The following is a 26,993-nucleotide window of genomic DNA, read 5'->3' as shown; positions in this document are numbered from 1 at the left end:
GAGGGGCGCATCCGGGGGAAAGAAGCGGAAGGAGAAAGCTCGGGACGGTTTAAGGGGCGGTCAGAGGCCGAATCCCGCAATCAGATTCCGAAGCCTGCGGCTTGCGGCAGCCAGAGCGACAGCGACGGGACCAGCCAGGTCACGAACAGACCCGCCATCATCAGCAGAACATAGGGCAGGGCGCCGCGCGTGACCTCGGCAAGGGACGACGTGGTGATGCCTTTGATGACGAACAGGTTCATTCCCACAGGCGGGGTGATCAGCGCCAGTTCCAGGTTGATCATCAGCATCACGCCGTACCAGATCGGGTCGATGCCCAGCGCGGTCATCACCGGCAGGATGATGGGGGTGGTGATCAGGATGATGGCGATGGTCTCCAGGAACATGCCCAGGATGAAGATCGCGAACATCACCGCCAGGATGAAGCCGCCCTGCGACAGGCCCAGCGCCGTCACCGTCTCCATGATCTGGGCCGGCAGGCGGATGATGGTGATGGCGTGGCCGAACATGCCGGCGGCGGCGATGATCATGAACAGCATCACGCTGGTCCGCATCGTCTGCACGCCGCAATCCAGAAGGTCGGCGAAGGACACGTTGCGGTAGACCAGCAGCGCCACCGCCAGCGCATAGACCGCACCGACCGCCGCGGCCTCGCCCGGCGTGAAGACGCCAAGATAGATGCCGCCCAGGATCAGCGGCGGCATCAGAACCGCCCAGATCGACCTGCGGAAGGCGGAGGCGACGGCGCCGAAGCCGGGCCAGGGCTGCGACTGCACGCTGTCCTGCCGCTTGGCCTGCAGCCAGCTGTAGCCGGCGAACAGAACCGCCATCATCAGGCCCGGAATGATCCCGGCCAGGAACAGGGCGCCGATGGACGCGTCGGTGACGATGGCGTAGAGGATCATCGGCCCCGACGGCGGGATCAGGATGCCCAGCGTGCCGCCGGCGGCGATCAGCCCGTAGGTGTCGCGCTGGCGGTAGCCGAAGCGCTTCATCTGCGGGATGGAGATCGAGCCGATGGTCAGCGCGGTCGCCACCGATGACCCGGAGATGGTCGAGAAGATGGTGCAGGACAGGATGGTGGCGAAGCTGAGCCCGCCCTTGATGTGCCCGACCAGCGTATTCGACATCTCGTAGAGGTCGTCGACCACCTTGGCCTTGATCATGATGTGCGCCATCAGGGCGAACATCGGGATGGTGGCCAGCAGCGGGTTGTTCAGGCTGGAGAACACCGCATCGGCCATGCTGTCGATGCTGCCCTCGAACAGGACCAGCACGCCGAGCGAGGTGAGGGAGAGAGCCGCGAAGATCGGCATGCCGCTGAACAGCAGGAGCAGCAGCAGGCCCAGGATCAGGAACGTCATCAGTGGCCTCCCCTCGTCTCATCCGTCCCGTCGCCCGCCAGGACGGAGAGCAGCTTGGCGAAGGCGACGATCCCCAGCAGGGCGGCGCCGATGGGAAGCGTGGCCTGCGGGATCCACATCGGCAGCTCCAGCTGGCCCGGCGAGAAGGCGTCGAAGTCGTAGGAGAACATGGCGGTGTGCCAGCCGGTGCGGGCCAGCAGCACGGCGAAGACCAGCACCGCCAGATTGGCCCAGGCATCCAGCCAGCGCCGGCCGCGCGGACCGACAAAGCCCATGATCAGATCGATGCGGATATGGTGGCCGGTGCGCAGCGCCTCGGCCGCGCCGGCCATCACCATGGCGACGACCATGAAGCCGCAGGCCTCGTCCACGCCCTCCAGCGGCTGACCCACGACATAGCGGGCGAGCACGCCGGCGGTGGTCAGGGCCAGCACGACGACGATCAGCAGGATGCTGAGTGCGCCGCAGATGCGCGACAGGACCGACGCTGTGCCGGTCAGCAGGCGCAGGGCGCCATGGGAGGCTCCCTTTCCGCTGACGGGGGTAACGGTGTCGGGAGTGGACATGCTGCTCATGGCCGGTCCCCTCTTCACTGGAGCTTGTTGACGAGTTCCAGAAGCTTGCGGCCGTCGGCGCCGGTTTCGTCGGCGAAGCCCTCGGCGAAGGCGGGAGCCATGGCGGCCTTGAAGGCGGCATTCTCCTCCGGCGTCGCGACGTGCACCTTGACGCCCTTCGATGCCAAATCCGCAGGCGCGCTGGCCGCGGCCTCCTGCGAGGCCTCGATCGCCCAGCCGGAGGCAAGCTCGCCTGCCTTCTTCAGGGCGGCCTTGTCCTTGTCGGTCAGCTTGTTGTACCAGCCGGGATTGACGTAGCCGTGGAGATAGGCAGCCAGCGCCGGCACCACGGTCATGTGGTCCTGCACCTCGTAGTATTTGCGCGACCAGGCGGCGGCGACGTCGGTGATGGCGGAGTCGATGACGCCGGTCGCCAGCGCCTGATAGACCTCGCTGCCGGGAATCGCCACCGGGGTGGCGCCCATCGCCTTCAGCCCGCGGTCGAAGGCAGGGCCGATGCCGCGCATCTTCTGTCCCTGGAAATCCGCCGGCTTCAGCAGCGGCTTGCCTTTGGAAGTGAAGACGCTGGTGTTGGTCTGGAACATCCAGACGACGTTCTTCACGCCCTTCTTCAGCAGCCGCTCCTCAAGGAAGGCGGCGGCTTCGGAGTCCGGCCATTTCTTCCACGCCTCGATGGAGGACATGGTGTAGGGGCCGACCGTGACGTTCATCAGCGGCAGGGTCTTGCCCCACTGGAAATTCAGCGAGAACGCGCATTCGATGTCGCCCTTGGCGACGGCCAGGATGTTCTCGTTGGCCTTGATCAGGCTGTCGGAGCCGAACACCTGGACGTCCAGATTGCCGTCGGACAGTGTCTTCACCTCCGCCGCCCAGCGGTCGACGACCTTCGCGATGTGATGGGACGGCGGCAGCTGATGGCTGCAACGCATCCGCGTCGCAGCCTCCGCATCCGTCGGCAACGCCATCAGCGCCGTGGCCGAAGCGGCGGCGAGCAGCGCCAGCATCGGCTTCGCGCGGGTAAGACCATGGGCGGACGTCTTGGTGGTCGTCATGTCCTGCACCTCCCTTCGGTGGTTCATTGCGGCGTTTCGGCGGCGGAGAAGCCAGGGCCGGAAGCCGGGCCCGTTCAACTGCGGGCCTTCGGATTGTTTGCCGTCGAAACAGATCACCACGGGATTGCAGGGTCGTAAAATATAAAGAAAAGAAGCGAGCTATCTGGTTTCGAGATGGATATCGCGCAGCCGGCCGGGCCAGCGGCCGCTCGCCTGCGCCTCGTGCACCACGTCGATCATCAGCCGCCGGGCCTCCAACACCGCGCGGGATGCGGTCTTGATGCGCGAGGACACCAGATACAGAGTGCGTCCCATCGTCGGGTTCACCACCGGCCGCGCCACCAGCTCGCCGCGGGCGATCTCGTCACCGGCCAGCGCCGCCGACTGGATGGTCACGCCCAGCCCGGCGCTGACCGCCCGCTTCAGCGGGATGGCCGATTCGATCTCCATATAGACCTTCGCGGCGATGGCGTTGCGCACTTCGGCGTCGCTGGCCAGCGCCTGCAGCACGGCGGTGCGGCCGGGCATGATCAGCGGCAGGCGGAGCGCATCGGCCAGATCGATGGGTCCCCCGTCGCCGAGCATCGCGCGGGTGCCGAGGCAGACCAGTTCCTCGTCCAGCAGCGGCACGCCTTCCAGGCGGTCGTCGTTGGGAGGCACCAGGGTCAGGGCGAGGTCGGCCTGCCCGGACAGCATCCACTGGTGCATGATTTCGCTGTGCGCCTCGATGACGCGGAGCTTCACCTCGGTCAGGGTGGAGGCGACCCGGCGGATGAAGGGCAGGCCGATGGCCTCCATCGCGGTGTAGTTGAAGCCGACCATCACGGGCCCCACCACCGCCCGCGCCAGCGACAGCACGTCCAGTTCCGCCTGCTCCAGCGCGTGCAGCACGCCTCTCGCATGGGCGTGGAGCCGTTCCCCAGCCTCGGTCCGGCTGACGCCGCGGGGCTGCCGCACCAGAAGCTGGACGCCCAAATCCTCCTCCAGCGTCGCCACATGCTGGCTGATCGCCGATTGGGCGACGTTCAGGAACTCGCTGGCCTTGGAAAAGCTGCCCAGTTCGCAGACGGCGACGAAATAGCGGAGGCGGCGGAAGTCCAGTTTGGTCGACATTTGGGCTTGTCCCAGGGCTGCCCGGCGAGGTTGCGCCGGTTTGAGAGATCAGATCCGATGTCGATCCCGGTCGGCGAGGACCTTGCCGATCTCCCCCGCCAGCGCTTCCGGCGCATAGGGCTTGCGCAGGAGCGGCCCCGGCGCATTCGGCGAGGGCCTGCTTTCCACCTCAGCGTAACCGGTGGCGTAGATCACCTTGATGGCCGGGCGAAGGGCACAGACACGCTCGGCCAGTTGGAAACCGTCGATACCCGGCATGCGGATATCGGTGAACAGCAGGTCGATGCCGGGGTCGTTCCGGACCACCTCCAGCGCCTCCTGCGCGGACGCCGCCGGGATCGCATGGTGTCCCATGTCTTCGAGGAGGTTCACGGTCATGATGCGGAGGAGATCCTCGTCTTCAACGACGAGAATGACCGCCGATCCGTCGGGCTGATGTGCTGTCGTCTGCATGGGCCTAATCCGCCACTGGCAAGTACAAGGTGACCGTCGTTCCGTCGCCGGTCCTGCTGTCGATGGCGACACGGCCCCCCGACTGGCTGGCAAAGCCGTAGACTTGGCTGAGCCCCAGTCCAGTCCCTTTCCCCACCGGCTTGGTGGTGAAAAATGGCTCGAACGCCCGCTTGGCGACGTCCGGCGGCATTCCGCTGCCGCTGTCCACCACCCGCATGCAGACGAACCGCCCACCACCATGCGGGGCTGCACCGGCCTCGGCCAGCTTGGTCTCAAACCGCAGCAGACCACCGTCGGGCATCGCATCGCGGGCATTCACGGCGAGGTTCAGGAGCGCCGCATCCAGTTCCGAGCGGTCGAGCAGGACAGCCGGCACGTCATCCAGCTTCAGCTCGACCCGGATATTCTCCGGGAAGGCGCGGTCGAGAACCGGCGCCAGTTCTTCCAGCAATCCATTGAGGTCGACGGGCTGCGGGTCCAGACGCTGGCGCCGGGAGAAGGACAGCAGCTGCCGGGTCATCAGCGCTCCGCGCTCGATCGCCTCCGTCGCATGGCCCAGGACGCTGCGCAGGGCGGGATCGTCGGTGCGGCGGCCGATCAGATGAACGGCCCCGCGCAGAACCATCAGGAGATTGTTGAAATCATGGGCGACGCCGGAGGTCAGCTGGCCCAGCGCCCGCATCCTTTCCGCATCATGGTGGGCGCTCGCCACCTCCCGCCGCAGCCGTGCCATGGTCAGGTTGGATTTCACGCGGGCGACGAGTTCACGCGCCGAGAAGGGCTTCACCAGATAGTCGTCGGCGCCGACATCCAGCCCCTCGACGCTCGCCTCCTCGCCGGCACGGGCGGAGAGCAGCACCACCGGCACGTCCCGCAGCACCGGATCGCGCCGCAAGGCCGCCAGCAACCCGAAGCCGTCGAGCCGCGGCATCATCACGTCGCTGAGCACCAGATCGGGTTTGGCCTGCCGCATGATGCTCAGCGCCTCCTCCCCATCGGCCGCGGTGACGACCGTGAATTCGGCACCCAGAAGCCGGACGAGGTAGTCGCGCATGTCCACATTGTCGTCCACGACAAGGACCCGGCCGCGCATGCCGTCACCCGCCGTCTCCGCCGGGCCGGCGTCGCTTGCGCCCGGGCCGACCCATCGTCCGGCCTCGGCGAGGAAGGCATGGGCCCTGACCGGCGTGGGCTCCAGATCCGTGCCGTCGAGATCAGCGCCTTCCAGATCAGCGCCGTCGGGCTCATCCGCGGACATTGCCGCTCCCGGCCCCCACGGCAGCGAGACCGTGAAGGTCGAGCCCCTGCCCGGAACGCTGGCGACCTGCGCGTCGCCGCCGTGCAGCCGGGCGAGTTCGCGGACCAGGGCCAAGCCGATGCCGGTCCCCTCATGCGTTCTTCCCTGTGCCGTGGCGATGCGGTGGAAGCGGTCGAAGATCCGCTCATGCTCCGCCTCGGGGATGCCGATTCCGGTATCGCTCACAGATAGCCGGATTCCCTCCGGCCCGCAGGACAGACCGAGGCCGATAGAGCCCGACATCGTGTATTTCAGGGCATTGGACAGCAGATTGAGAACGATCTTCTCCCACATGTCGCGGTCGACCCCGACCGGCTGCGGCAGGGGATCGCAGGCCACCGTGAAGCGCAAGCCGGCGGTCTCGATGGCGGAGCGGAAGCTGCCGGCGATATCGGCGGTGAAGGCCGCAAGATCGGTTTTCTCGGTCCTGACCTGCGCCCGTCCCGCTTCGATCCGGGCAAAGTCGAGCAGTGAGTTCACCAGTTTGAGCAACCGCAACCCGTTGCGATGAACCGTGTGGATCAGTTCGCGGTCGGGTGGAGCCCATGTCTCGGCCCGCGCCAGCAGCTCCTCCAACGGGCCGAGCAGCAGGGTCAGCGGCGTGCGGAACTCGTGGCTGACATTGGAAAAGAAGAGGGTTTTGGCACGATCCAGTTCGGCAAGCGCATCGGCCCGCTGCCGCTCGGCCTCATAGGCCAGTGCGTTGCCCAGGCCGATCGCGACCTGTCCGGCCAACAGGTGCAGAAAGGACCGGTAGCCGTCATCCAGCCCCCGGTTCGGGCTCGTTCCGGTGACGAGCACGCCGATCGGCATCCCCTGTCCGGTGGCGCCGATGGGCTGGCTGACCGCCGTGCGCACCGGATCCCCCCATGGTCCCGCGGCTTTCGACAGGCAACGATCGACACCGTCGGTAACCACCGTCTCGCCGGCCACGGCACGGCGCAATCCCCAAAAATCGGGCTCGTCACCACCGACCCGGATGGCGGCTGGTATCAACGGGGCATCGGCGGGAAGCCCGACGGCGGCCTGGAGGGTGAGCGCAGTCCCCTCCGCATTGGTGAGGTAAAGCAGCAGGAACGGCACGTCCTGCGGGTGCTCCTCGACGACCGCCGCCGCTTCGCGGCAGGCCGCCTCCACCGTACGCGTCTCTGCCGTCCGCGCGGCGAGTTCCCGAAGCAGCACCATGCGCCGTTCCCCGACAACCTGGGGCGTCACCTCGCTGCACACCGCCAGCATGCCGACGATCCGGCCGTCGTCATCCTCCGCCGGGGCGTGGGACACGCTGAAATAGGCCTCCTCCCGGTAGCCCGCCCTTTCCAGCAGAAGCAGCAGTGCCGGAGTCCAGTTGGCGACGCCGGTGCGCATGACCGCGTCGATCATCGGCCCCAACGTGTCCCAGGCCTCGGCGAGCGTGATCCTGATGTCGATGCCGAGCGCGCCCGGATGCTTGTCGCCGATCAGCTGCGCGTAGGCATCGTTGTAGAACTGGGTGAACTCCGGTCCCCAGGTCAGGATCATCGGATAGCGGGAGGTCAGCAGCGTGCGGATGGTCGCCTTGAGGCTCTGCGGCCAGCCATCGACCGGACCGACGGGGGTGCGCGACCAATCGAGATCCCGCATGAGTGCCGCGACGGTACCGGCCCGGTCGAACACCCCCCGCTTGCTCTGGCTACCCACGCTCATTCCGGCCCACATCTGCAGTTAAGCTGCAATCATATATAGAGCCGATGCGCGGCCTGCCAGCAATCGTGGCGCCTGCGCCGTCTCGAAGGAGGGTCCCGGCCAAGCGCCTTTCACCGGCTGTTCAGAGCCGAAGCGCCGCATTTCGGTTGACGCGGCTTGCAACGGCCCACCACTGTGACCTGTCCGCACAGACGGAGAGTGCTTCGATGGTGATGCTGACCGAACAGTTCCTGATCGACTATCTCCTGATCACAGCCGGTCTGCTCACCGTTGCCAGCTGCGTGCTGGGAGGCCTGTTTCTCGGCACGGTCTACCGGCAGCCGAACATGTGGATGCGCTTGCCGCTCTGGGGGCTGCCGGCCACGTTGCTCACCACCGCACCATGGTCGCTTCTCCTGCCGATGCAGATGGCTCTGCTGATCGGTGCGGCCACCGCAGCCGCGATGATCGGCGGGCTGCTTCTGATGCCCTGCCGTGCAGGCCTGCCGGGCCGCGGTTGGACCGGATTGGTCTCCGATGGTCTGTCCGGCATCGGCCGGACGATGCTGATGCTGGCGCCGGCGGTCGTGATCGGGAACGCCCCGGACTGGGTGCTGTGGCTTTCGCTGAGCGCCCTCGTTCCATCCCTCTATCGTGCGATCGTCCATTTCCGTCAGGTCGGCGGCGGCTTGCCGGCCGATGACAGCATCGTCTGGGGCGGAACCCAAGGCGCCGTGCTGGCCGGCGTTCCGGCCCTCCTGATGGTGCTGTGACGCTGCGGCCATCGTCTGGGTGGAACATTCCGCCTACGCCGTTGATGAACCTCCCGATTTGCGTCTATTGGTCTACAATCCGCAAAGCCAGCGGATTGGCCGCAAAAGGAAGGAACGGCACCGGTGAATCTGTTCTCCCTTCTCGATCAAGCGGCGGCCCGATTCCCTGACCGGGGAGCGGTGTTCCGCGGCACAGAAGAGGTCCACAGCTTCGCATCGCTTCGCTCGCGGGCTTTGCGCATCGCCGCTGGATTGCGCGCGAGCGGGCAGCCGGGCGACCGCATCGCCATCGCGACCGAGAACGTGCCGGACTATGTCGAGCTGTTCTTCGCCATCTGGGCCGCCGGCATGGCGGCGACGCCGGTGAACGCCAAGCTGCATCCACGCGAGTTGGTGCAGATCCTGGAGGATTCCATGGCGACCACCGTCTTCGTTTCGCCCAAGCTGGCCGGCGGTCTGGAACAGGCGCTGACCGGGTCGCCGGCGGCGTCCTGCCGCCGCATCGTCATCGGCGGGGCGGATCATGCGGCGCTGGCGGCAGGGGAGGAATGGGCCGGACCGGTGAACCCAGACCCGGAGGCGCTGGGCTGGCTGTTCTACACCAGCGGCACCACCGGAAGGTCCAAGGGGGCGATGCTGTCGCACCGCAACCTGCTGGCCATGACCATCGCCCATCTCGCCGATGTCGAGACGGTGGACGAGGAATGCAGCCTGCTGCATGCAGCGCCGATGTCGCACGGCTCCGGCCTGTACATGGCGGCCTATGTCGCCCGCGGCGCCCGGCAGGTGGTTCCGGCCTCGTCATCCTTCGAGCCGGCGGAATTCCTCGACCTCTGCGACCATCATCCCGGCTGCGGCGTCTTCCTGGCCCCGACCATGGTGCAGCGGCTGCGGCTGGAGGCGGAGCGCAGCGGTCGCCGGCCGGCGAATCTGCGCTCCATCGTCTATGGCGGCGGTCCGATGTATGTGGAGGAACTGCGCCGGTCGCTCGCGACCTTCGGTCCGGTCTTCGTACAGATCTACGGCCAGGGCGAGGCGCCGATGACCATCACGTCCCTGCGACGCCGCGACCATGCCGCCGACGATGACGCCGTGCTGGGATCCGTCGGCGTCGCCCGCAGCGGCGTCGAGGTGGCGGTGGTGGATGCCGAAGGCCGGCCGCTGCCCCCCGGCGAGGTGGGCGAAATCGTCTGCCGCGGCGATGTGGTGATGGGCGGGTACTGGAACAACGCCAAGGCGACGGCCGAGGCGTTGCGCGACGGCTGGCTCTACACCGGCGACATGGGCTCCTTCGACCGGCGCGGCTACCTGACGCTGCGCGACCGGTCGAAGGACGTCATCATCAGCGGCGGCACCAACATCTATCCGCGCGAGGTGGAGGAGGTGCTGCTGCGCCATGCCGACGTCGCCGAGGTCTGCGTCACCGGCCAGCCCGATCCGGAATGGGGCGAGATCGTCGTCGCCTTCGTCGTCGCCGAACCCGGCCGCGAGATTTCCCCCGACAGTCTCGACGCCCACTGCAATGCCAGCATCGCCCGCTTCAAGCGGCCCAAGCGCTACCTGTTCGTCGAGGGGCTGCCGAAGAACAACTACGGCAAGGTGGTCAAGCGCGAGTTGCGGGCGCGCCTGACCGGCGGGGCGTAGGGCAAGGGAGGGCCATCATCAGCGCCCGGCCGCCTGCCGCCGCAGGGTCTTCAACTCTTCGAAGCGTGCCGATACGTCGCGCATGACCGATGCCATTCCCATCATCGCCCCGTCCGCGTCCTTCAAGGGAACGATGGTGAACTCGACGGAAATGCGGCTGCCATCCTTGCGTAGCGCCGGCACCGACAGCAGATCGCCGCTGCCATAGCGGCTCACGCCCGTCCGCATCACCTCGTCATAGCCCTCCCAATGGCGTTGGCGCTGGCGTTCGGGGATGATGATGTCCAGCGATTGGCCGAGCGCATCCTCGGCGGTGAAGCCGAACACACGTTCCGCCCCCGCGTTCCAGAACCGGATCAAGCCTTCCCGGTCGGAATAGACGATGGCCTCCGCCGGGCTGTTCAACAGCGCCAGTCCGAGCCGCTGCAGGTCTTCCTCGGTCATCATTCCTCCCAATGTCTTGTTGTGACGCATCGAATATCAGACATCCAACACCAATCTTGCGCTTCGGGCACGCGACACGCACAGCATCATCGTCTTGCCTGCGGCCCGTTCGGCGTCGGACAGCACGCTGTCGCGGTGGTCGGGTTCACCCTCCAGCACTGCCGTCTCGCAGGTGCCGCAGATGCCCTGCTCGCAGGACGAGTCGACCGCGACACCGGCGCCATCGAGCGCCTCCAGAATGCTGGTCCCCGCCGCCACGGTGACGGTCACGCCGGATCGGGCGCAGACCACCTCGAAGCTGTCGTCCGACGCATCCTCCCGCACCGGCTCCGTGCGCGGCGCGAACCACTCGAAGCGCACGTCCTGCGTCGGCCGGGCGGCGGCGGCGACGGTCTCCATCAGCCGCTGCGGACCACAGCAATAGACCAGGACATCGTCGGGCGTCTCCGCGAGCAGCGCGTCCACCGTCAGTTTCCTGCCTTCGTCGGCAGCATGGACCTCGACCCGGCCGTTGGCGCCCTTGCTGCCGGCCAATGCGCGGAGTTCCGGGAGGAACGGCGCCGCGGCTGCGCTGCGCACGCAATAGTGAAGAGCCCAGGCGGCCTTCCGGTGGGCCGCCTCGCGGATCATCGGCAACAGCGGGGTGATGCCGATGCCCCCGGCGATGAACAGGTAGCGTGGCGCCTCGTCGAAGCGGAAATTGTTGCGGGGCAGGGCGACGGTGATGTCGGTGCCCGGCTCCAGATCCCCATGGATGAAGCGCGATCCCCGTCCGCCCTGCACGTTCAGAACGGCGATGCTGTAGGCGTGCCGGTCCGCCGGATCGCCGCACAGCGAATAGGACCGCACCGCCCCGTCCGGCAGATGGACGTCGATGTGGGCACCCGGTTCCGCTGGCGGCAGCAATTCGCTTTCGGGATCGCGCAGTTCGACCAGCAGGACTTGCGGTGTCACCTTTTCCAGACGGTGCACGCGCAACGTCCGTGTTGTCGGGGGCGAGCGCCGCGGCGTTTCCAGCTGAACACTGCTCATCGTCTTACCTGCCTCAGAGGTTTATCGGCCAAGATTGGCTGCCTGTCTGGTATGCCAGATCCCAGACAGGCAGCCTAAAACCTCAAGTTAACTTCAGGTCAAGCGGAAATACCGGAGGACCGTTCATGGATCATCCACCCATTGCCGAGTGTTGTTCGAAAAACGGTGCGCACCGGCACCCCAGCGGGAGGAGCGGTCATGTCACGGAAAGCGATGTTGGTCCTGGTTGCGACACTCGGCTTGGCAGGAACGCCGGTGGTTCCGGCGTTGGCCGCATCTGGCGATGTTCATGCGGTGGTGGGGGAGAAGGTGAACCTGCGTGCCGGCCCCTCGGACGACGCGGCGGTTCGCTCCACCATCGCGCGCGGGGACGAGGTCGTGGAGTTGCGGCGGGACGGCAGTTGGCTTGGTGTCCGGGTGCTGCGCACCGGAGAGGAGGGGTGGCTGTTCGCCGATCTCGTCAAGCGGAACTCTGCCAGCACGCTGGGCGGCGGTGATACGGCTCCGGCGCAGGCCGGCTTCGGGCGGCTTTCACCCGGCTTCGATGGACTGGTGGCAAACATCAGCGACAAGCTTGGCTACCGTTTCGCCGAAAAGGTGGAGCAGTCCGGCAACGGCACCCTGCGCGTCGTGCCGACCCAGGAATGGCAGTACAACACCAGCCGCGACGGCAAGATGTTCGCGGCTCTGGCCCTGTACCAGATGTGGAAGAACTACAACAATGGCCGCCCGGTGACGATGACGTTGGGCTCACAAGGCCCGACCGCCATCACCATCGCGGATGCCGCGAACGGCCCCGAACTGACCGGCCCGATGTTGAACTCGGCCCGTTGACGGGGAAGGTCAGCGCTCGGCTGGGCTCGGCAAAATCGATCTGCGAGCAATATTCACCCATCAGCGCTGACCACCCGTAAACCACCGTGGTTACAAGAAAGTTGTACTTCAGAATAGAACCTGCCCGTTCAAATCTCGATCAGCGCATAAGGCCGGCCGGTTTCCTTCGGGATGGTCTGCGCCACATTGTAGACCGGCGTGCCGCGAAGCGTCTTCCCCGAATAAGTCCCGTGATGGGCATGGCCGTGGGCGATGGCGCGGACATTGTCGAAGCGGTCGATGGTCTCTGCCAGACGCGACGACCCCAGGAACGGGAAGATCTCCGTCGGCTCCCCCTCCACCGTCGCGGCGATGGGGGCGTAATGCAGAACCACGAACACCCGCTCCGTGTCCAACTGGCGCAGCGCGCTTTCCAGCCGCATCGCCTCGTTCACCGCCTCATGGACGAACTGCTTGATCGCCGGTTCGCCGAAGCTGTCCAGCATCCGGTTGCCGAACCCGCCGCCGAAGCCCTTGACCCCGGCGAACCCCACCCCGCCGATCTCCTGCGGGGCGCCGTCCAGGAAACGCACACCGGCCTGGGTCAGGATGTGCTGGACCTCTTCCAGATGGCCGCATTCGTAATCATGGTTGCCGAAGACGGCGACGATCGGGATGCCGATGGCGCGCAGGGCGTCGGCCAGGATTTCCGCCTCGCGCGGCTTGCCGTGGTTGGTCAGGTCGCCGCACAGCGCCAGCACGTCGGCCTTGGCGGCGATCTCCTGGAACAGCTCGCGATAGGGATACTGCGTGGTCTCTCCGACATGGATGTCGCCGATGGCGGCGACGGTCAGCCTGCGCTCATCCATTCTTCTTCTCCCTCGGGATCTCCTTCGTGCCCTCCTCCCCGACGACGTCGGCGAAGCCCCATTGGGTGACGTCGATCAGGTAATCCTCGCGCGAGAACAGCCGGCCGCGGCAGATGCGGGTCTGGGCGACCGGCAGCTTGGCGCGTTCCTGCATCCGTTCCAGCAGTTCGGCCACCAGCCAGTCGGGCACGCAATCGCGTTCGGTCGGGTAGATGAACCGGAAGTTCAGGAGGTGGATCAGGAGCACCTCCCAATATTGCTCCATATGGGCGAGCAGCCTTTTCCAGTCGACCTTGTCGTGCTGCTTCAGGATCAGGTGCGCCACGTCCGGGCCATCGTATTTGTGGCGCATCTGGACGAAGGACTTGGAGAAGATCATCTCCGTCGGCGCCACCAGCCGCACGTCGGCTCCGCAGATCACCGCGCGATGTTCTTCCTTGAACCAGCGGTCGTTGACCGGGTTGATGGCGACGGCCGAATTGAAGATGACGTCGAAGAACAGGTCGCCATGCTTGACCTTGCCGATCCAGCGTTCGTCTTCGATCTCCGTCCCGAAGCCATGGTCCTGGAAGTGACCCAGGATGCGCGGGAAGTCGCCACCGCAGCAGAAGACGTCGATGTCCTTGGTCGGCCGGTTGATCCCGGTATAGGCGCTGACCGCATAGGTCCCGCCCAAAAGGAACGGGATTCCCGACTGGGTCAGCAGCTTCAGGCTTTCGGTATAGAAGGCTTCGGCCTCCGCGGAGACGGTGGCGCTGCCCTCACGGAGTTCGCTCATGAACCACTCCCCATTGCGCGCCGACATGGCACGTTGCCCCGATACAACAGGGCAGAGGGGCAAGCGTTGCAGGGGGCAGTGCGGTGGTCCCGTCAGCCCGCTTTCAGAAGGGTGGCGAGCTGCTCGGCGAGAGCCTGCGGCCTGAACGGCTTGTGCAGAACCGCGCAGTGCTCGATGCCGTCCGGCTTGTCGGCATATCCGGTGATGAGAAGAACCGGCAACTCCGGCGTCAGGCGCCGCGTCTCCTGGATCAGGGCGACGCCGCTCATTCCGGGCATGGCGTAGTCGGTGATCAGGACGTCGACCGCCTCCGCGTCCTGCAGAACCTGCAGCGCCTCCACTCCGCTCGCGGCGGCGAGCACGTTGTAGCCGAGCATCTCCAGAACGGCAGAGGCGCCGGTTCGCACCAGATGGTCGTCGTCGGCCAGCAGCACGACCTTGCGGCTTGCCGGCATCGTTTCCGGTGCCGGCGCCGGTGCCGTGGTCTCGACATCCACGGCGCGGGGAATGTAGATGGTCACGGATGTGCCCTTGCCGGCCTCGCTGGCCATCGTCACCCCGCCGCCGGACTGGGCAACCATGCCATAGACCATCGACAGGCCGAGGCCCGAGCCCCTGCCAACCTCCTTGGTGGTGAAGAAGGGCTCGAAGGCCCTGGCCAGCGTCGGCTCGTCCATGCCGGTCCCGGTGTCGGCCAGGGTGATCGCCACATATTCGCCGGGCACCAGTTCCGCCGGGCGTCCAGCTTCGCCCTGCCGCCGGATGACGACGTTGTCGGTGTGCAGCGTCAGAACCCCGCCCTGGGGCATCGCATCCCTTGCATTGATCGCGAGATTGAGGATCGCCGATTCCAGCTGTGCCGGATCGACCATCACCGGTGCCGTGTCGGCGGGCACATCGATGTCGAAGTGGATCAGGCCGCCCAGCGTGCGTTCAAGCAACGGCTGCATGCTCTCGACGAGGGAAAGCAGCCGCGTCGGCTTCGGCGTCAGCATCTGGCGCCGGGCGAAGGCGAGCATCGAATGCGTCAGTTGGGCGCCGCGCGTGATGGCCTCCTCCGCGGCGGTGAAAAGCCGGCGCGGCGAACCGTCCGGAACAAACCTGTCCAGCACGGCGAGGCAACCGCCGATTCCCTGAAGCAGGTTGTTGAAATCGTGTGCCATGCCGCCGCTGAGCTGCCCGACGATCTCCATCTTCTGCGCCTGCACCAGCTGGATGGTCCGCTCTTGGACCAGCCGCTCCAGTTCCTCGCGCGAGCGTTCCAGAACGGCCTCGGCCTCGCGCTGCTCGGTCACGTCGGTATGGACGCCGACCCACTCGCGGATGGCCCCGCCGGCATCGACCAACGGGATGGCCCGGATGCTGAAACGGCGCCAGACGCCGTCATGGCGCCGCACCCGATGCTCGAAGACATAGGTCCGCCCTTCCGCCACCGCAGCTTTCCAGGCGTCGACGGTCGCCTGGGCGTCGTCGGGGTGAACGGCCCGGGCCCAGCCATAGCCGCGATACTCGTCGAAGGATTGCCCGGTGAGCGCGGACCAGCCGGGCTGCTCGCCCTGCATCTCGCCATGCGCGGTGTTGGTCCACAGAATGCCGTTGACGGCATGAACGGCGGCCCGGAAGCGCTCCTCGCTGTCGCGCAGCGCGGTTTCCGCAGCCCTGCGGCTTTCCACATCGATGAGGACGCCCGGAAAGTTCAGCGGCGTGCCGTCGGGCGCGTGTTCGACCCGGCCGTTCGCTTCGATCCAGTGGTAACGCCCGTCGTGGCGGCACACCCGATATTGATGGGCGTAGGCCCCGCCGCGCCCGATCACCTCGGCGATTGCGGCCATCAGACCCGGCTTGTCGTCCGGATGGACCGTCGCGACGACCTGTTCGATGCCGAGGCCCGTGCTGCAGACCTCCGAAGACAGTCCGAACGAACGGGCGAACTGTTCGTCCGCCGTGAAATGGTCGGTCGGCAGATGCCAGAACCAGGTGCCGATGATGGCGCCCGCATCGAGGGCAAGCTGCACGCGCTGGGCATCGGCGCGGGCGCGGGCCTCGCTTTCCATCAGCCGGCGCTGCACCATCACCGGTTCGGTGATTTCGGTACAGGCACAGAACAGGCCGGCGACCGAACCGACATCGATCCTGAGAGGAGAGTAGAAGAAAGAGAAATGAGTTTCTTCCCGGTAGCCGCGGCGCTCCATGAACAGTGTGATGTCGTCCATCTGCACCGGTTCGCCGCGATAGGCCTGGGCCACGATGCCCTCGAGATCGCCGCGTATCTCGTTCCAGACATCGAGAAAATCCTGTCCCATCGCCAGCGGATGCTTGTTGGCGAGGATTTCGGCATAGGGCGCGTTGTAGATCAGCGTGCGCTCCGCCCCCCAGACGACGAACATCGGCTGGTTCGAGCCGAGCATGACGCCGACGATCGTCTTGAGGGGCTGTGGCCAAAGCTCCGGCGGCCCCAGGGATGTGTTCGCCCAGTCCTGCGCCAGGATGAATTCGCCGAAGGCGCCGCCGCCGGTCAGGAAAGCCAGGGTGGCCCGATCATGCCCGGAGGCCCGGCTTTCGCCGTCCGCAGGGTCGAGTGAAGATGTCAACTGCGGTCTCGCCGGTCAGTGCCAATGGAGAATCACTATGCCATGAGATTGAGGAAGCGGCTTGCACTATCCACTATCCCATGTGGGTGCATCTTTCTCGTCAAAGCTTCTTTCAGGCCTTGAGCATGGCAATATTGTTCTTGACGAGCTGAAGCGTGACTGACGAACCGGCCACTATTATTTCAGGAGTGAAACATTTTGGGGCTTCTCTTCCACCAGCACCCATGCAGGCAAGCCCTGGACCCGGCCGGGCAGACGGTGAGGAACAGCGCCGGAAACCCGTTCCACGCTGTTCCATCCCGCCAAAGCTGCCGTTCTGGCCATCAGCGAACCGGTTAGACCCCGAAATCGGGTTTCCCGGCCAGGATGTTGGAGGTGACGTGCTTGATGTCGCGCAGGCCGCACATCGCCATGGTGACGTCCATCTCCTTGCGGATGATCTCCAGGCACTGGGCCACGCCGGCCTCGCCGCCGGCCCCCAGGCCGTAGAGGAAGGCGCGGCCGATGAAGGTGCCCTTGGCGCCCAGCGCCAGCGCCTTCACCACGTCCTGGCCGGAGCGGATGCCGCCGTCCATCAGCACCTCGATCCGGTCGCCCACCGCCTCGACGATGGCCGGCAGCGCCGCGATGGACGAGATGGCGCCGTCCAGCTGCCGCCCGCCATGGTTGGAGACGATGAGCGCGTCGGCCCCGGTGTCGGCGGCCATCACCGCGTCTTCCGCGTCGAGGATGCCCTTCAGGATCAGCTTGCCGCCCCAGCGGTCGCGGATGCGGCGCACGTCGTCCCAGTTCAGCGTCGGGTCGAACTGCTCCGCCGTCCAGGAGGACAGCGACGACAGGTTGCTGACGCCGGTGGCGTGGCCGACGATGTTGCGGAAGGTGCGGCGGTGGGTCCGCAGCATGTTGATGGACCAGCGCGGCTTGGTCGCCATGTCCAGGACGTTGCCGACGGTCAGTTTCGGCGGGGTGGACAAGCCGTTCTTGATGTCCTTGTGGCGCTGGCCGAGGATCTGCAGGTCCAGCGTCAGCACCAGCGCCGAACAGCCGGCCGCCTTGGCGCGGTCGATCAGCTTGTCGATGAAGTCGCGGTCGCGCATGACGTACAGCTGGAACCAGAAGGGCTTGTCGGTATTCTCCGCCACATCCTCGATCGAGCAGATGCTCATGGTCGACAGCGTGAAGGGAACGCCGGCCTTGGCCGCGGCGCGAGCGGCCAGGATCTCGCCGTCGGCATGCTGCATGCCGGTCAGGCCGGTCGGGGCCAGCGCCACCGGCATCGCCACCGGCTGGCCGACCATGGTGCTGGCCAGCGTCCGGTTGGTCATGTCCACCGCCACGCGCTGGCGCAGCTTGATCCGGCCGAAGTCCGATTCGTTGGCGCGGTAGGTCGACTCCGTGTAGGAGCCGGAATCCGCGTAATCGTAGAACATCCGCGGCACGCGCCATTCCGCCAGTTGCCGCAGATCCTCGATGCAGGTGACGGGCCGGTCGGTGAACAGGTTCGCCCAGCGCGACGGAGGCCGCGACGAGGGCATGCGAACGGAGGTCATGGGGCGTGTCTCAACGGTTGCGCGTGAAACGAAGGGGGTAGGATTTGGCCATCCCCTCCGCGCACCGTCAAGCACGCCCTCGTCAGATCCCCGCTGAATCCGTTCGCCCGCCGGTCAGCGCGCCGGTTTGGCCTTGCGCTTCGGCTTGGCGGATTTCGGCGGAGTCATCATGGATTTCAACGCCGCCGACTGGTTGCGCTTGGCCGCCGACATGGCGGCGGTGGTCCACATCCCGGTGGCCCGGTTGGCCCAGGACAACCAGGCGCTCATGAAGGGATTCTTGGCCATGGCGGGTCGACTCCGGGACAGTTGGGGTGCCGACTCAACAGCGGCGAGCGGGCATTTGTTGCACCGCACCGGAAGCGGCCGAAATGTGCGTAAATTTTCGGCGAAGTCGCTGCATTCTTAGGCAACCGCATGAACGCAGAGCGGCCGGCTTGCATTGCGAAAGCCCCTCTCCCGCAAGGTGAGAGGGGCTTTGCATAGCGCTGGCATATGCATTGCTTCATCACCTGTGGGGCAGCGCGATCATGGGGGAACGGGCCGGATGGTGACGCAGCAGGAAACCAAGGACAGCGGAGCGGGCACCGCGGCCGCAAGGTTCCTGCGCGCCGCCAAGCTGTGCCGCATCCGCGACGTCGAACAGCTACTGGCCGTCAGCTCCCTGGTCCGCGACATGAGCGGGCTGATCCACGCGCTTCAGAAGGAACGCGGCGCGTCCTCCATCTATTTGGGCTCCAGCGGAAAGCGCTTCGCCGAGGATCGCGCCCGCTGGCAGGCCGACGCCAAGGCGCTGGAAGCGATCCTGCGCGACCGGCTCGACCATGTGGACCGGCAGCTCGACCGCCTCAGTTCGGGCGCGCAATTCTACAACCGCGTCGCCATCGCCCTGCATGCGCTGGACGGGCTGTCGGCGCTGCGGGAACAGGTGGCGTCGCTGGCACTGGTGCCGCAGGATGCCGTGAAGTCCTTCACCGACATCGTCGGCCATCTGTTGGCCGTGGTGTTCGAAGCGGCGGATATCGCCGCCGACCCAGCGATCTCCCGCGCGCTGGTGGCGCTGTTCAACATCGTGCAGGGCAAGGAATTCGCCGGGCAGGAGCGGGCGACGGCCAGCGCCGGCTTCTCGCGCGGGCGGTTCGACGGGGCGGAGCATGGCCGGCTCGCCCAGCTGATCGATGCGCAGAACCGCGCCTTCCGCATCGTCGCGGAATTCGCCGACCCCACCCACACTGCCGCTTTCCGCGCTGCGCTTTCCGATCCGGCGATGGCGGAGGTGGAGAGGATGCGGGCGGTGGCGCTCGGCGACGGCGCCCGCCATGGCGAGCTGTCGGGAATCACGCCGGAGTCCTGGTTCGAGCAGGCCACCCGCCGAATGGATCTGCTGAAGACGGTGGAAGACCGGCTGACCGAGGATCTGCGCCTGCTGTGCGAGGCGAAGTTGGCCCAGGCGCGCGCAGATCTGGAACAGGCCGACCTGCGCGGACATGATGCGGTGATGCCGGTGGCGATGGTGCTGGTCGACGCCGATCCCGCCCTGCCCGGACAGGACGGCACCGGGCTCTACGCCCCGGACGGGTTGCGGCCCAAGCTGATGCGCTCCGTGCTCGACGTCGTGCAAGCGCAGTCGCAGCGTCTGCGCGACGTCAGCCTGGAGTTGGAGACCGCCAAGGCGGCGCTGAACGAGCGCAAGGTGATCGACCGCGCCAAGGGTCTGCTGATGTCCACCCGCAACCTGTCGGAGGAGGAGGCCTACAAGCTGATCCGCAAGACGGCGATGAACCAGAACAAGCGCATCATCGAGGTCGCCGAGGCGATCCTCAGCATGTCCGACATCCTGCGCGGCGTGACGGCGGGAGGGGCCGGGGCCAGCTGACGACTGCCCCGCCTCACTGCATCGTGCGCACCGGCGAGAAGGGCAGGCCGGCCTGATCCAGCGCCCGGTCGATCACCTCCTCCGACTTCTGGTCGAACAGCTGCAGAAGCAGGTCGTCGACCATCCAGTCGTTGGTGGGGGTGCAGGCGGTGAACAGTTCGCTGATGACCTCCGACTGGAAGTCCTCGCGCCGGTTCTCCTCGCCTTCGTACTCCATTCGCTTGGCGACGCCGACCGCGACCTGGAAGGGATGGGTCAGGCCGGGGGCGACGGTCGCCTTCTTCATCAGCGCCGCCATGCCCAGCTCGCCGTCGTCCCAGGCCAAGCGGCGGGCGTTCTCCGCCGGAATGCCTGCGCGCAGCGCCATGCCGGCGACGAACAGCGACAGGTCGCCGGCGCACAGCGCCCGGAACAGCAGCACAGGCGTCAAACGGCGGTTGGCGTGCAGCCATTGGATCACCGAATCGATGTCCTCGGCGCCGCGCAGCACCGGGCGCAGGAGCCGCATGGTCGCCGCCTCCCGCCCGCGCTCCACCAGCCGTTCCACAAGTTCGCGCGACAGGCCGTGCGCCTGCATCAGGGTGGTGCGCATGCTGTCCGACACGAAGGCGACGACGCGCTCCACCATCGCCAGCGACAGGCCGGGACGGGTCGCCGCCGCCTCGCTGACCATGCGGACCCGGCCGAAGCGGTCGAGCGCGCGGTGCATCGCGCTGTCCGGCACCTCGGCCCCGTCGTTGCGCAGCAGGGCGGTGACGGCGACGACGTTGCCGCGCTCCGCGATGGCTCCCGACACGCGGGCCGAGACCTTCGACCGGCTGGCGACCGCCACATGCTTGCCGGAATCCGGATCGGACAGCACGTCCAGCAGCAGGTCGTCGGTCAGGCCCGCCGCGTCGCGCAGGATCGGGAAGGCGACCCGCCCGACGTCGCGGACCAGCCGTTCGGCCAAGTCCTCGGTCAGCAGCGGGCTGTTGCGCAGCTGCCAGGCCACCGCTTCGCGCACTGCCACTTGGGCGTCCCCGGCGAAGCAATGCACCACCTCGATTGCCAGCGACCGTTCCGCTGGGCTGAGCGCGCCGGCCTCCAGATCGTGGAACAGCTTGTTCATCGTCTCGATCCGCGTTTCCGCGGTGGGCGAGGTCAGCAGGCGTTCCACATCCCGCGACGACAGGGCGTTCGGGTTGGGTGCATCTGGCTGCGAGGTCTGCGGTTGGACGGCATGTGGCATAGGGGCACCCGGCTGCGGCATCGGACGAAAACCCATCAGTCGAAATCGAGGCAGGAATAGCGGACCATGTCGCCCCACAGCCGGTCCAGCCGGCGGAGCGTGCGGTAGCTGGCCTTCAGGTCGCGCGCCTCGGTCTCGTTGCGCACCAGCGCCTCGGCCTGGGCGTGTTCCATCCGCCGCAGCCCTTCCCAAAGCTCCCGTCCCTTGTCGGTCAGCTGGAGCCGCGCGGTGCGGCGGTCGCGCTGGTTGGCGGCGCGGTTGATGTAGCCGGCATCGACCAGGATCTTCAGGCTGTAGGACGCGTTGGAGCCCAGGTAATAGCCGCGCTCCATCAGGTCGCGGACAGACAGCTCGTCCTCGCCGATCAGCATCACCATCAGCGCCTGGACCGGGCCGATGTCCTCGATGCCCTGCTTGGACAGGCCGACGCGCACGACGTCCAGATACCGCCGGTGCATCCGCTCGATCAGGCGCGCCATGCCGTGGAAGTCGGCGAGGTCGAGGTCCTCGCCGGGCTTCCGGGCGGGGTCGCCGCCGGGCTTGTCGTCCGGTCCAGGCTCGGGCGCGTCGTCATCGTCCCAGTTCAGGTTGCTCATCGCGTCCATGATCCCGGCTCTGCCATTGCCGCCATCCTTCTCGCTTCTGCCTTATTCCGCCGCGGCGGCGAGGCCGCGGAAACCATGCGGGTGCGCGCTGCGCCAGGCCCAGGCGCCGGCGATGATGCTGTCCAGCTCCGGGAAGCGTGGCTGCCAGCCGAGATCGCGGCGGATCCGCTCCGACGAGGCGATCAGCACCGGCAGGTCGCCGGGCCGCCGCGGGCCGATCTTCACCGGCACCGTCCGCCCGGTGATGCGCTCGACCGACGAGATCACCTCACGCACGCTGTAGCCGGTGCCGTTGCCGAGGTTGTAGCGGACCGACCGCTCCTCCAGCGCGTCCAGCACCCGCAGATGGGCGTCGGCCAGATCGCAGACATGGATATAGTCGCGGATGCAGGTGCCGTCGCGCGTGTCGTAATCGTCGCCGAAGATCTCGATGTGCGGACGCTTGCCGGTGGCGGCATCCATCACCAGCGGGATCAGGTGCGTCTCCGGGCTATGATCCTCGCCCAGCTTTCCGTTGGGATGCGCCCCGGCGGCATTGAAGTAGCGCAGGCAGGCGGAGCGCAGCCCATGGCAGCGGTCGGCCCAATGCAGGGCGCGCTCGATCATGAACTTCGATTCGCCATAGGGGCTGCCGGGATCGATCGCTTCATCCTCGTCGATGGGAATGCGCTTGGGCGAGCCGAACAGGTTGGCGGTGGAGGAGAAGACCAGCTTCATCACCCCGGCCTTCACCGCGGCGCGGATCAGGTTCAGCGAGGTGACGGTGTTGCCGTGCAGGTAGGCGTGCGGGTCGCGCATCGATTCGCCGACCACCGACAAGGCGGCGAAATGGAACACCGCGTCGAAACGCCACTCAGCGAAGACGCGGGCCAGCGCCGCCTCGTCGGCGAGGTCGGCCTGGACGAAGGCGGCCTCGGGCGGAACCGCCGCGATGTGACCCTGACGCAGATTGTCGAACACCACGACACGATGGCCATGGTCGAGAAGCTCCGCCACGCAATGGCTGCCGACATAGCCGGCGCCGCCTGTGACGAGGATGGTCTTGGGGGTCGTCATGGATCGGGTTTCCTTGAACCGGTCTCCGGGGAACCGGATTTCGGGCCGCAACCGGAAACGGGCGGCCTGCATGGTGGAAGGAAAGGGGGGCGGGGCAGGGGCCGGATGGGGGAGGTCCGACGCCCTGCGCAATTCATCGCGACGCAGCATGCACGATAACCGAGCGCTCTGACCAGATGGCTGGAAACCCCACCCAAAACGGCCTAAGACCTTCGGTGAGGTGCCAGATTCCGCAGAAAAATCAACCATTTGCCGGCCAGTTTCCACCCCTTTTGCGGGAACTGAAAAGGGGTAGGACCCGAAACTTGTCACACGTCTCTAAAATGTCCCCGGTGTAAAGCTTGAGCGTGCCAAGTCCGCAGACGCTCCCCCCGCGTCCGGATCCGCCATGCATAGGCGACCGTTCCTTTATTGGACCGGCCGCACCCGGCGCCCCCCCAGCCGGCTTACTGTCCAGCGTCACGCCGCCGGCAGCTTTTTCCGTTTCATCCGCCCTCACGAGTTCCAGCGCCGTCTTGATCGGCCAATCCTCCATCGGGAAGGATCGAAGATGAGTTCCGTGGATCGGCCCCTGCTGACCCAAGCCTACCGGAAGATCGGGCATGGCCTGCTGCTGGCCGGCATCCTCAGCCTGTTCGTCAATGTCCTGATGCTGGTGGTTCCGCTCTTCACCATGCAGGTCTACGACCGGGTGATGAGCAGCCGCAGCCTGGAAACGCTGACGATGCTGGCGATCATCGCGGTGGGGGCGCTGGCGCTGTACGGCGTGCTGGACTTCATCCGCGCCCGCGCCTTCCTGGTGACGAGCGCCGTCATCGCCCACCGCTTCAACGTGCCGGCGCTGGAGGCGTCCATCGTCGATGCGCTGTCCGGCGGGCCGCGCAATGCGGCGCAGACCATGCGCGACCTGAACGACCTGCGCGCCTTCATGACCAGCAGCGCCGTGACCGCACCGCTGGAGCTGATCTGGGCGCCGATCTTCCTGGTGATCCTTTTCCTGCTACATCCGGTCTACGGCTTCCTCGCCATCGGCGCGGCGCTGGTCCTGCTGGTAATGGGCATTCTGACCGACGCGCTGACCCGGCGGCCGATGGCCGAGGCGAACGAGGCGTCGGCCCGCGTCTTCGCCGACATCGCCGGCACCGTCCGCCATGCCGAAGCCATCGAGGCGATGGGCATGCTGCCGGCGCTGGCGCGGCGCTGGCAGGCGGCGCAGAGCGGATCGGCCGGCATGATCGACCGCGGCGCCACCATGTCGCGCGGGCTGGCCGCAGCCTCCCGTTCGCTGCGGCTGATGCTGCAGGTCGGGGTGATCGCCGCCGGCGCCACGCTGGTGATCGACAATCTGGTGACCCCCGGCAGCATGATGGCGGCCGGCCTGATCACCGGGCGGCTGCTGCATCCCTTCGAACAGCTGGTCGACGGCTGGCGGCAGTGGGTCAAGGCGCTGGAGGCGCACCGCCGCATCCGCGACCTGCTGAACAACGGCGCCTCGGCCCGCTCCACCATGCCGCTGCCGGCGCCGCAGGGGACGCTGGCGGTCGACCGCGTCAGCCATGTGCCGGCCGGCCTGAACCGCCCGGTGCTGCGCAACGTCTCCTTCTCCGCCGAGGCGGGGGAGGTGCTCGGCATCATCGGCCCGTCGGGTGCCGGCAAATCGACGCTGGCCCGCCTGCTGGTCGGCGTCTGGCAGCCGACCGCCGGCGGCATCTATCTGGACGGCACCAGCACCTATCTGTGGGAGCGCGAGAGCTTCGGCAAATATGTCGGCTACGTGCCACAGTCGGTGGCGCTGCTCGACGGCACCATCGGCGAGAACATCGCCCGCATGGCCAGCGCCGATCCGGCGGAGATCGTCCGCGCCGCGCGGCTGGCCGGCGTGCACGAGATGATCGGGCGCCTGCCCTTCGGCTACGACACGCCGGTGGGCGAGAGCGCCTTTTCCCTGTCCGGCGGCCAGCGGCAGCGCATCGCGCTGGCCCGCGCCCTGTTCGGCCGGCCGCGGCTGCTGGTGCTGGACGAGCCCAATTCCAACCTCGACCATGAGGGCGAGCAGGCCCTGCTGAACGCCGTTCACAAGGTGAAGGCCGAGGGCACCACCGTGGTGATGATCGCCCACCGCCCCTCCATCGTCGCGGTGGCCGACAAGCTGGTGGTGATGAAGGAAGGCGTCGTCGAGCATTTCGGCGCCCGCGCCGATGTCCTGAAACTGGTGCAGCCGGGCGGGGTCCCCGCCGGCGTGACCCGCCTCGTCCGCAGCGGAGAGCAACGATGACCAGCGAAACGCCAGCATTGACGACCCCGGCGGTCTGGACGGCGACCATCGACGTGGATCCTGCCGAACCGTCGCTGCGCAACACCGCGCTGGCCGGGGCGCTGGCCGTGCTGGTCGGCTTCGGCGGCTTCCTGACCTGGGGCTTCACCGCCAGCCTGGACAGCGCGGCATTGGCCGCCGGCACGGTGATGGTGGAAAGCCACCGCAAGACCGTCTCCCATCTGGAAGGCGGCATCCTGCGCGACCTGCTGGTCAAGGACGGCGACCTCGTGCGGGCAGGCCAAGTGCTGCTGCGGATGGATTCGACGCAGAGCCAGGCGGTGGTGTCGCAGCTGCAGGGCCAATATTGGACGGCGCTGGCCCGGCTCGGCCGGCTGCGGGCCGAACAGTCCGATGGTCCGAAACCGCTGTTCAGCGACGATCTGGTGAAGGCGGCGCGCGACAATCCGGTGGCGGCCGAGGCGATGTCGGTCGAGGAGAGGTTGTTCCGCTCCAGGCTGGACAGCCACGAGGCGCAGATGGGCATCCAGCGCCGGCAGATCTCCCAGCTGCGGGACGAGATCGCGGCGCTGGAATCCCAGCGCGTCGCCACCGCCGACCGGCTGCGCTACACCCGGGACGAATTGCAGGTGGTGCAGGGGCTGCTGGCGAAGGGGTATGAGCGCAAGCCGCGCATGTTGGAGCTTCAGCGCAACGTCGCCGATTCCGAAGGGCGGCTGGGCGAGCTGATGGCGAACAAGTCCAAGGCCGAACAGGCCATCGCGGCGGCCGAACTGACCATGATCAACCTCGGCAACACCCGCCGGTCGGAGGTGGCGGTCGATCTGCAGACGGCCCAGGCCAGCGTCTCCGACCTGTCGGAACGCCTGCGCAGCGCCGACGACATCCTGTTGCGCCAAGCGATCACCGCCCCGCAGGCGGGGCGCGTGACGGGCCTGCGCTTCTTCACGTCCGGCGGCGTCATTCCGGCCGGCGCCGGCATCCTCGACATCGTGCCGCAGGACGACGCCATGATCGTGGAGGCCCGCGTCTCTCCCCACGACGTGCAGAATGTGGAGGTCGGCAGCAAGGCGATGGTGAAGCTGACCGGCTATCGCCAGCGTGCGGTGCCGCCGGTGGCAGGGCAGGTGGTGTCCCTGTCCGCCGACCAGCTGCAAGACGAGCGCACCGGCGCCTTCTATTTCGCCGCCCGGATCAGCATGGATGCGGCGGAACTGAAGGCACTGCCGGACGTCGATCTTCATCCCGGTATGCCGGCCGAAGTCATGATCCATGGCCATGCCCGCCGCGCCATCGATTATTTCCTGACACCGCTGACGGATGGGATGCAGCGGGCCTTCCGGGAGAAATAGACGGCACGCCCGTCCCCCCGGCCCTCCCCCGTTCGGGCCGGTGCGGGCTGGGACCGCCGGCAAATGGGTCCATCCCCCGCAAGCGGTCCCGTGAAAGGGCCGGCGTCCCCCACGCCGGCCCTTTTGCCGTTACGGGTCAGTTCCATGACGCTTTTACTGCGCCGAAATTCACCGTTACTTGCATACTTGAGTATTGCGCTGAGGACATCCTCGGATGGGAAAGGCATCTCCCGCGTCCGCCCAGCGTGATGACCGGCTATCGAATCCACCGGCTCACCGACCCTGTGGCATTAAGTGGGTGAACTGATTTTTAAAAACTATCTCTTAACCAAGAAAACTTTTCATGGTGATCCCGACGGTTCACGGCAATCCGGAGTTTGGAAGTGAGTCTGACCAACGTTTTTAAAATGGGAACTGCTTAGAAATTCGAAGCAATTCAGACTAACTCTCTTTTTGAAAATATAGACAATGCGTTGTTCTGTGAGATTCTTCTGTTCTGACTCAACTTTTTCTTCCCACAGCCCATCTTTTATCACACTATCCCCCGATAGATTTGGTTACACCGAAAGGCGAGCTCAGCCTTTCGAG

22 protein-coding genes are annotated in these 26,993 nt (G+C 66.7%); 6 read left to right on the top strand and 16 right to left on the bottom strand.

Features of this window, described 5'->3' with window-relative positions:
* Positions 1 to 80: 80 nt before the first annotated feature.
* The 6 genes from VD964_RS20085 to VD964_RS20060 form a co-directional block, all read right to left on the bottom strand.
* On the bottom strand, positions 81 to 1,364 hold the full coding sequence (locus VD964_RS20085; protein WP_324870279.1) for a TRAP transporter large permease subunit: 1,284 nt from the start codon (positions 1,362 to 1,364) through the stop codon (positions 81 to 83).
* The gene (locus VD964_RS20080) at positions 1,364 to 1,939 is read right to left on the bottom strand and encodes a TRAP transporter small permease (protein ID WP_324870278.1); all 576 of its coding nucleotides are present in this window, start codon (positions 1,937 to 1,939) and stop codon (positions 1,364 to 1,366) included. The genes VD964_RS20085 and VD964_RS20080 overlap by 1 nt, the downstream gene beginning before the upstream one ends.
* A gap of 14 nt (positions 1,940 to 1,953) precedes the next feature.
* Positions 1,954 to 2,991 carry a TRAP transporter substrate-binding protein DctP gene (dctP, locus tag VD964_RS20075; RefSeq protein ID WP_324870277.1) on the bottom strand — a complete coding sequence of 346 codons (1,038 nt, stop codon included), beginning with the start codon at positions 2,989 to 2,991 and terminating at the stop codon, positions 1,954 to 1,956.
* 159 nt (positions 2,992 to 3,150) lie between these two features.
* Positions 3,151 to 4,104 (bottom strand): LysR family transcriptional regulator, encoded by a 954-nt coding sequence (locus tag VD964_RS20070; RefSeq protein WP_324870276.1) that lies wholly within the window; start codon positions 4,102 to 4,104, stop codon positions 3,151 to 3,153.
* Positions 4,105 to 4,152: 48 nt separating this feature from the next.
* Positions 4,153 to 4,557, bottom strand: coding sequence for a response regulator (locus tag VD964_RS20065; RefSeq protein ID WP_324870275.1), 405 nt, complete (start codon positions 4,555 to 4,557; stop codon positions 4,153 to 4,155).
* Between the two features lie 4 nt (positions 4,558 to 4,561).
* Entirely contained in the window at positions 4,562 to 6,667 is a 2,106-nt protein-coding gene (locus VD964_RS20060; RefSeq protein WP_414637219.1) for an ATP-binding protein, read from the bottom strand.
* Between the two features lie 1,076 nt (positions 6,668 to 7,743).
* On the opposite strand from VD964_RS20060, the gene VD964_RS20055 reads away from it, so the two are divergent.
* Both VD964_RS20055 and VD964_RS20050 read left to right on the top strand, forming a co-directional pair.
* Positions 7,744 to 8,289 carry a hypothetical protein gene (locus VD964_RS20055; protein ID WP_324870273.1) on the top strand — a complete coding sequence of 182 codons (546 nt, stop codon included), beginning with the start codon at positions 7,744 to 7,746 and terminating at the stop codon, positions 8,287 to 8,289.
* 123 nt (positions 8,290 to 8,412) lie between these two features.
* On the top strand, positions 8,413 to 9,933 hold the full coding sequence (locus tag VD964_RS20050) for an AMP-binding protein (RefSeq protein WP_324870272.1): 1,521 nt from the start codon (positions 8,413 to 8,415) through the stop codon (positions 9,931 to 9,933).
* An 18-nt stretch (positions 9,934 to 9,951) separates the two neighbouring features.
* Here the strand turns inward: VD964_RS20050 and VD964_RS20045 are convergent, their stop codons facing one another.
* Both VD964_RS20045 and VD964_RS20040 read right to left on the bottom strand, forming a co-directional pair.
* On the bottom strand, positions 9,952 to 10,380 hold the full coding sequence (locus VD964_RS20045) for a PAS domain S-box protein (RefSeq protein WP_324870271.1): 429 nt from the start codon (positions 10,378 to 10,380) through the stop codon (positions 9,952 to 9,954).
* Between the two features lie 33 nt (positions 10,381 to 10,413).
* Positions 10,414 to 11,409 (bottom strand): PDR/VanB family oxidoreductase, encoded by a 996-nt coding sequence (locus VD964_RS20040; protein WP_324870270.1) that lies wholly within the window; start codon positions 11,407 to 11,409, stop codon positions 10,414 to 10,416.
* 198 nt (positions 11,410 to 11,607) lie between these two features.
* Between VD964_RS20040 and VD964_RS20035 the strand changes: the two genes are divergently transcribed.
* Positions 11,608 to 12,243, top strand: coding sequence for an SH3 domain-containing protein (locus VD964_RS20035; protein WP_324870269.1), 636 nt, complete (start codon positions 11,608 to 11,610; stop codon positions 12,241 to 12,243).
* Positions 12,244 to 12,371: 128 nt separating this feature from the next.
* Here the strand turns inward: VD964_RS20035 and VD964_RS20030 are convergent, their stop codons facing one another.
* The 5 genes from VD964_RS20030 to VD964_RS20010 all read right to left on the bottom strand — a co-directional run bounded on the left by VD964_RS20030 (position 12,372) and on the right by VD964_RS20010 (position 18,298).
* On the bottom strand, positions 12,372 to 13,091 hold the full coding sequence (locus VD964_RS20030) for a metallophosphoesterase family protein (RefSeq protein ID WP_324870268.1): 720 nt from the start codon (positions 13,089 to 13,091) through the stop codon (positions 12,372 to 12,374).
* Positions 13,084 to 13,869 (bottom strand): nucleotidyltransferase, encoded by a 786-nt coding sequence (locus VD964_RS20025; protein WP_310115866.1) that lies wholly within the window; start codon positions 13,867 to 13,869, stop codon positions 13,084 to 13,086. The genes VD964_RS20030 and VD964_RS20025 overlap by 8 nt, the downstream gene beginning before the upstream one ends.
* Positions 13,870 to 13,961: 92 nt before the next feature.
* On the bottom strand, positions 13,962 to 16,460 hold the full coding sequence (locus tag VD964_RS20020) for a PAS domain-containing protein (RefSeq protein ID WP_324870267.1): 2,499 nt from the start codon (positions 16,458 to 16,460) through the stop codon (positions 13,962 to 13,964).
* A 335-nt stretch (positions 16,461 to 16,795) separates the two neighbouring features.
* Positions 16,796 to 18,010, bottom strand: a complete 1,215-nt coding sequence (locus tag VD964_RS20015) for an alpha-hydroxy acid oxidase (protein ID WP_324870266.1) — start codon at positions 18,008 to 18,010, stop codon at positions 16,796 to 16,798.
* A gap of 114 nt (positions 18,011 to 18,124) precedes the next feature.
* Positions 18,125 to 18,298, bottom strand: coding sequence for a hypothetical protein (locus VD964_RS20010; RefSeq protein ID WP_324870265.1), 174 nt, complete (start codon positions 18,296 to 18,298; stop codon positions 18,125 to 18,127).
* Between the two features lie 259 nt (positions 18,299 to 18,557).
* Here VD964_RS20010 and VD964_RS20005 point away from each other — a divergent pair, with 259 nt between their 5' ends.
* Entirely contained in the window at positions 18,558 to 19,886 is a 1,329-nt protein-coding gene (locus tag VD964_RS20005; protein WP_324870264.1) for a nitrate- and nitrite sensing domain-containing protein, read from the top strand.
* 13 nt (positions 19,887 to 19,899) lie between these two features.
* Here the strand turns inward: VD964_RS20005 and VD964_RS20000 are convergent, their stop codons facing one another.
* From VD964_RS20000 to galE, 3 genes are read right to left on the bottom strand one after another with little or no spacing between them, the layout of a single operon-like run.
* On the bottom strand, positions 19,900 to 21,117 hold the full coding sequence (locus VD964_RS20000; protein WP_324870263.1) for a DUF2336 domain-containing protein: 1,218 nt from the start codon (positions 21,115 to 21,117) through the stop codon (positions 19,900 to 19,902).
* A 35-nt stretch (positions 21,118 to 21,152) separates the two neighbouring features.
* Positions 21,153 to 21,722, bottom strand: a complete 570-nt coding sequence (locus tag VD964_RS19995; RefSeq protein ID WP_324870262.1) for a winged helix DNA-binding protein — start codon at positions 21,720 to 21,722, stop codon at positions 21,153 to 21,155.
* Positions 21,723 to 21,764: 42 nt separating this feature from the next.
* Positions 21,765 to 22,778: a UDP-glucose 4-epimerase GalE gene (gene galE, locus VD964_RS19990; RefSeq protein WP_324870261.1), complete on the bottom strand. Its 1,014-nt coding sequence runs from the start codon at positions 22,776 to 22,778 to the stop codon at positions 21,765 to 21,767.
* Between the two features lie 550 nt (positions 22,779 to 23,328).
* On the opposite strand from galE, the gene VD964_RS19985 reads away from it, so the two are divergent.
* Together VD964_RS19985 and VD964_RS19980 are read left to right on the top strand one after the other, a co-directional pair.
* A complete protein-coding gene (locus VD964_RS19985; RefSeq protein ID WP_324870260.1) occupies positions 23,329 to 25,053 on the top strand; it encodes a type I secretion system permease/ATPase in 1,725 nt (574 codons plus the stop codon).
* On the top strand, positions 25,050 to 26,405 hold the full coding sequence (locus tag VD964_RS19980; protein ID WP_324870259.1) for an HlyD family type I secretion periplasmic adaptor subunit: 1,356 nt from the start codon (positions 25,050 to 25,052) through the stop codon (positions 26,403 to 26,405). Before VD964_RS19985 ends, VD964_RS19980 begins: the two co-directional genes overlap by 4 nt.
* The last annotated feature ends 588 nt before the right edge of the window (positions 26,406 to 26,993 follow it).

The organism is Azospirillum sp. (assembly GCF_035628975.1).
Lineage (GTDB): Bacteria > Pseudomonadota > Alphaproteobacteria > Azospirillales > Azospirillaceae > Azospirillum.
Note: the sequence above shows the minus strand (reverse complement) of the source record. Positions and strands in the feature narration are given on the sequence as shown.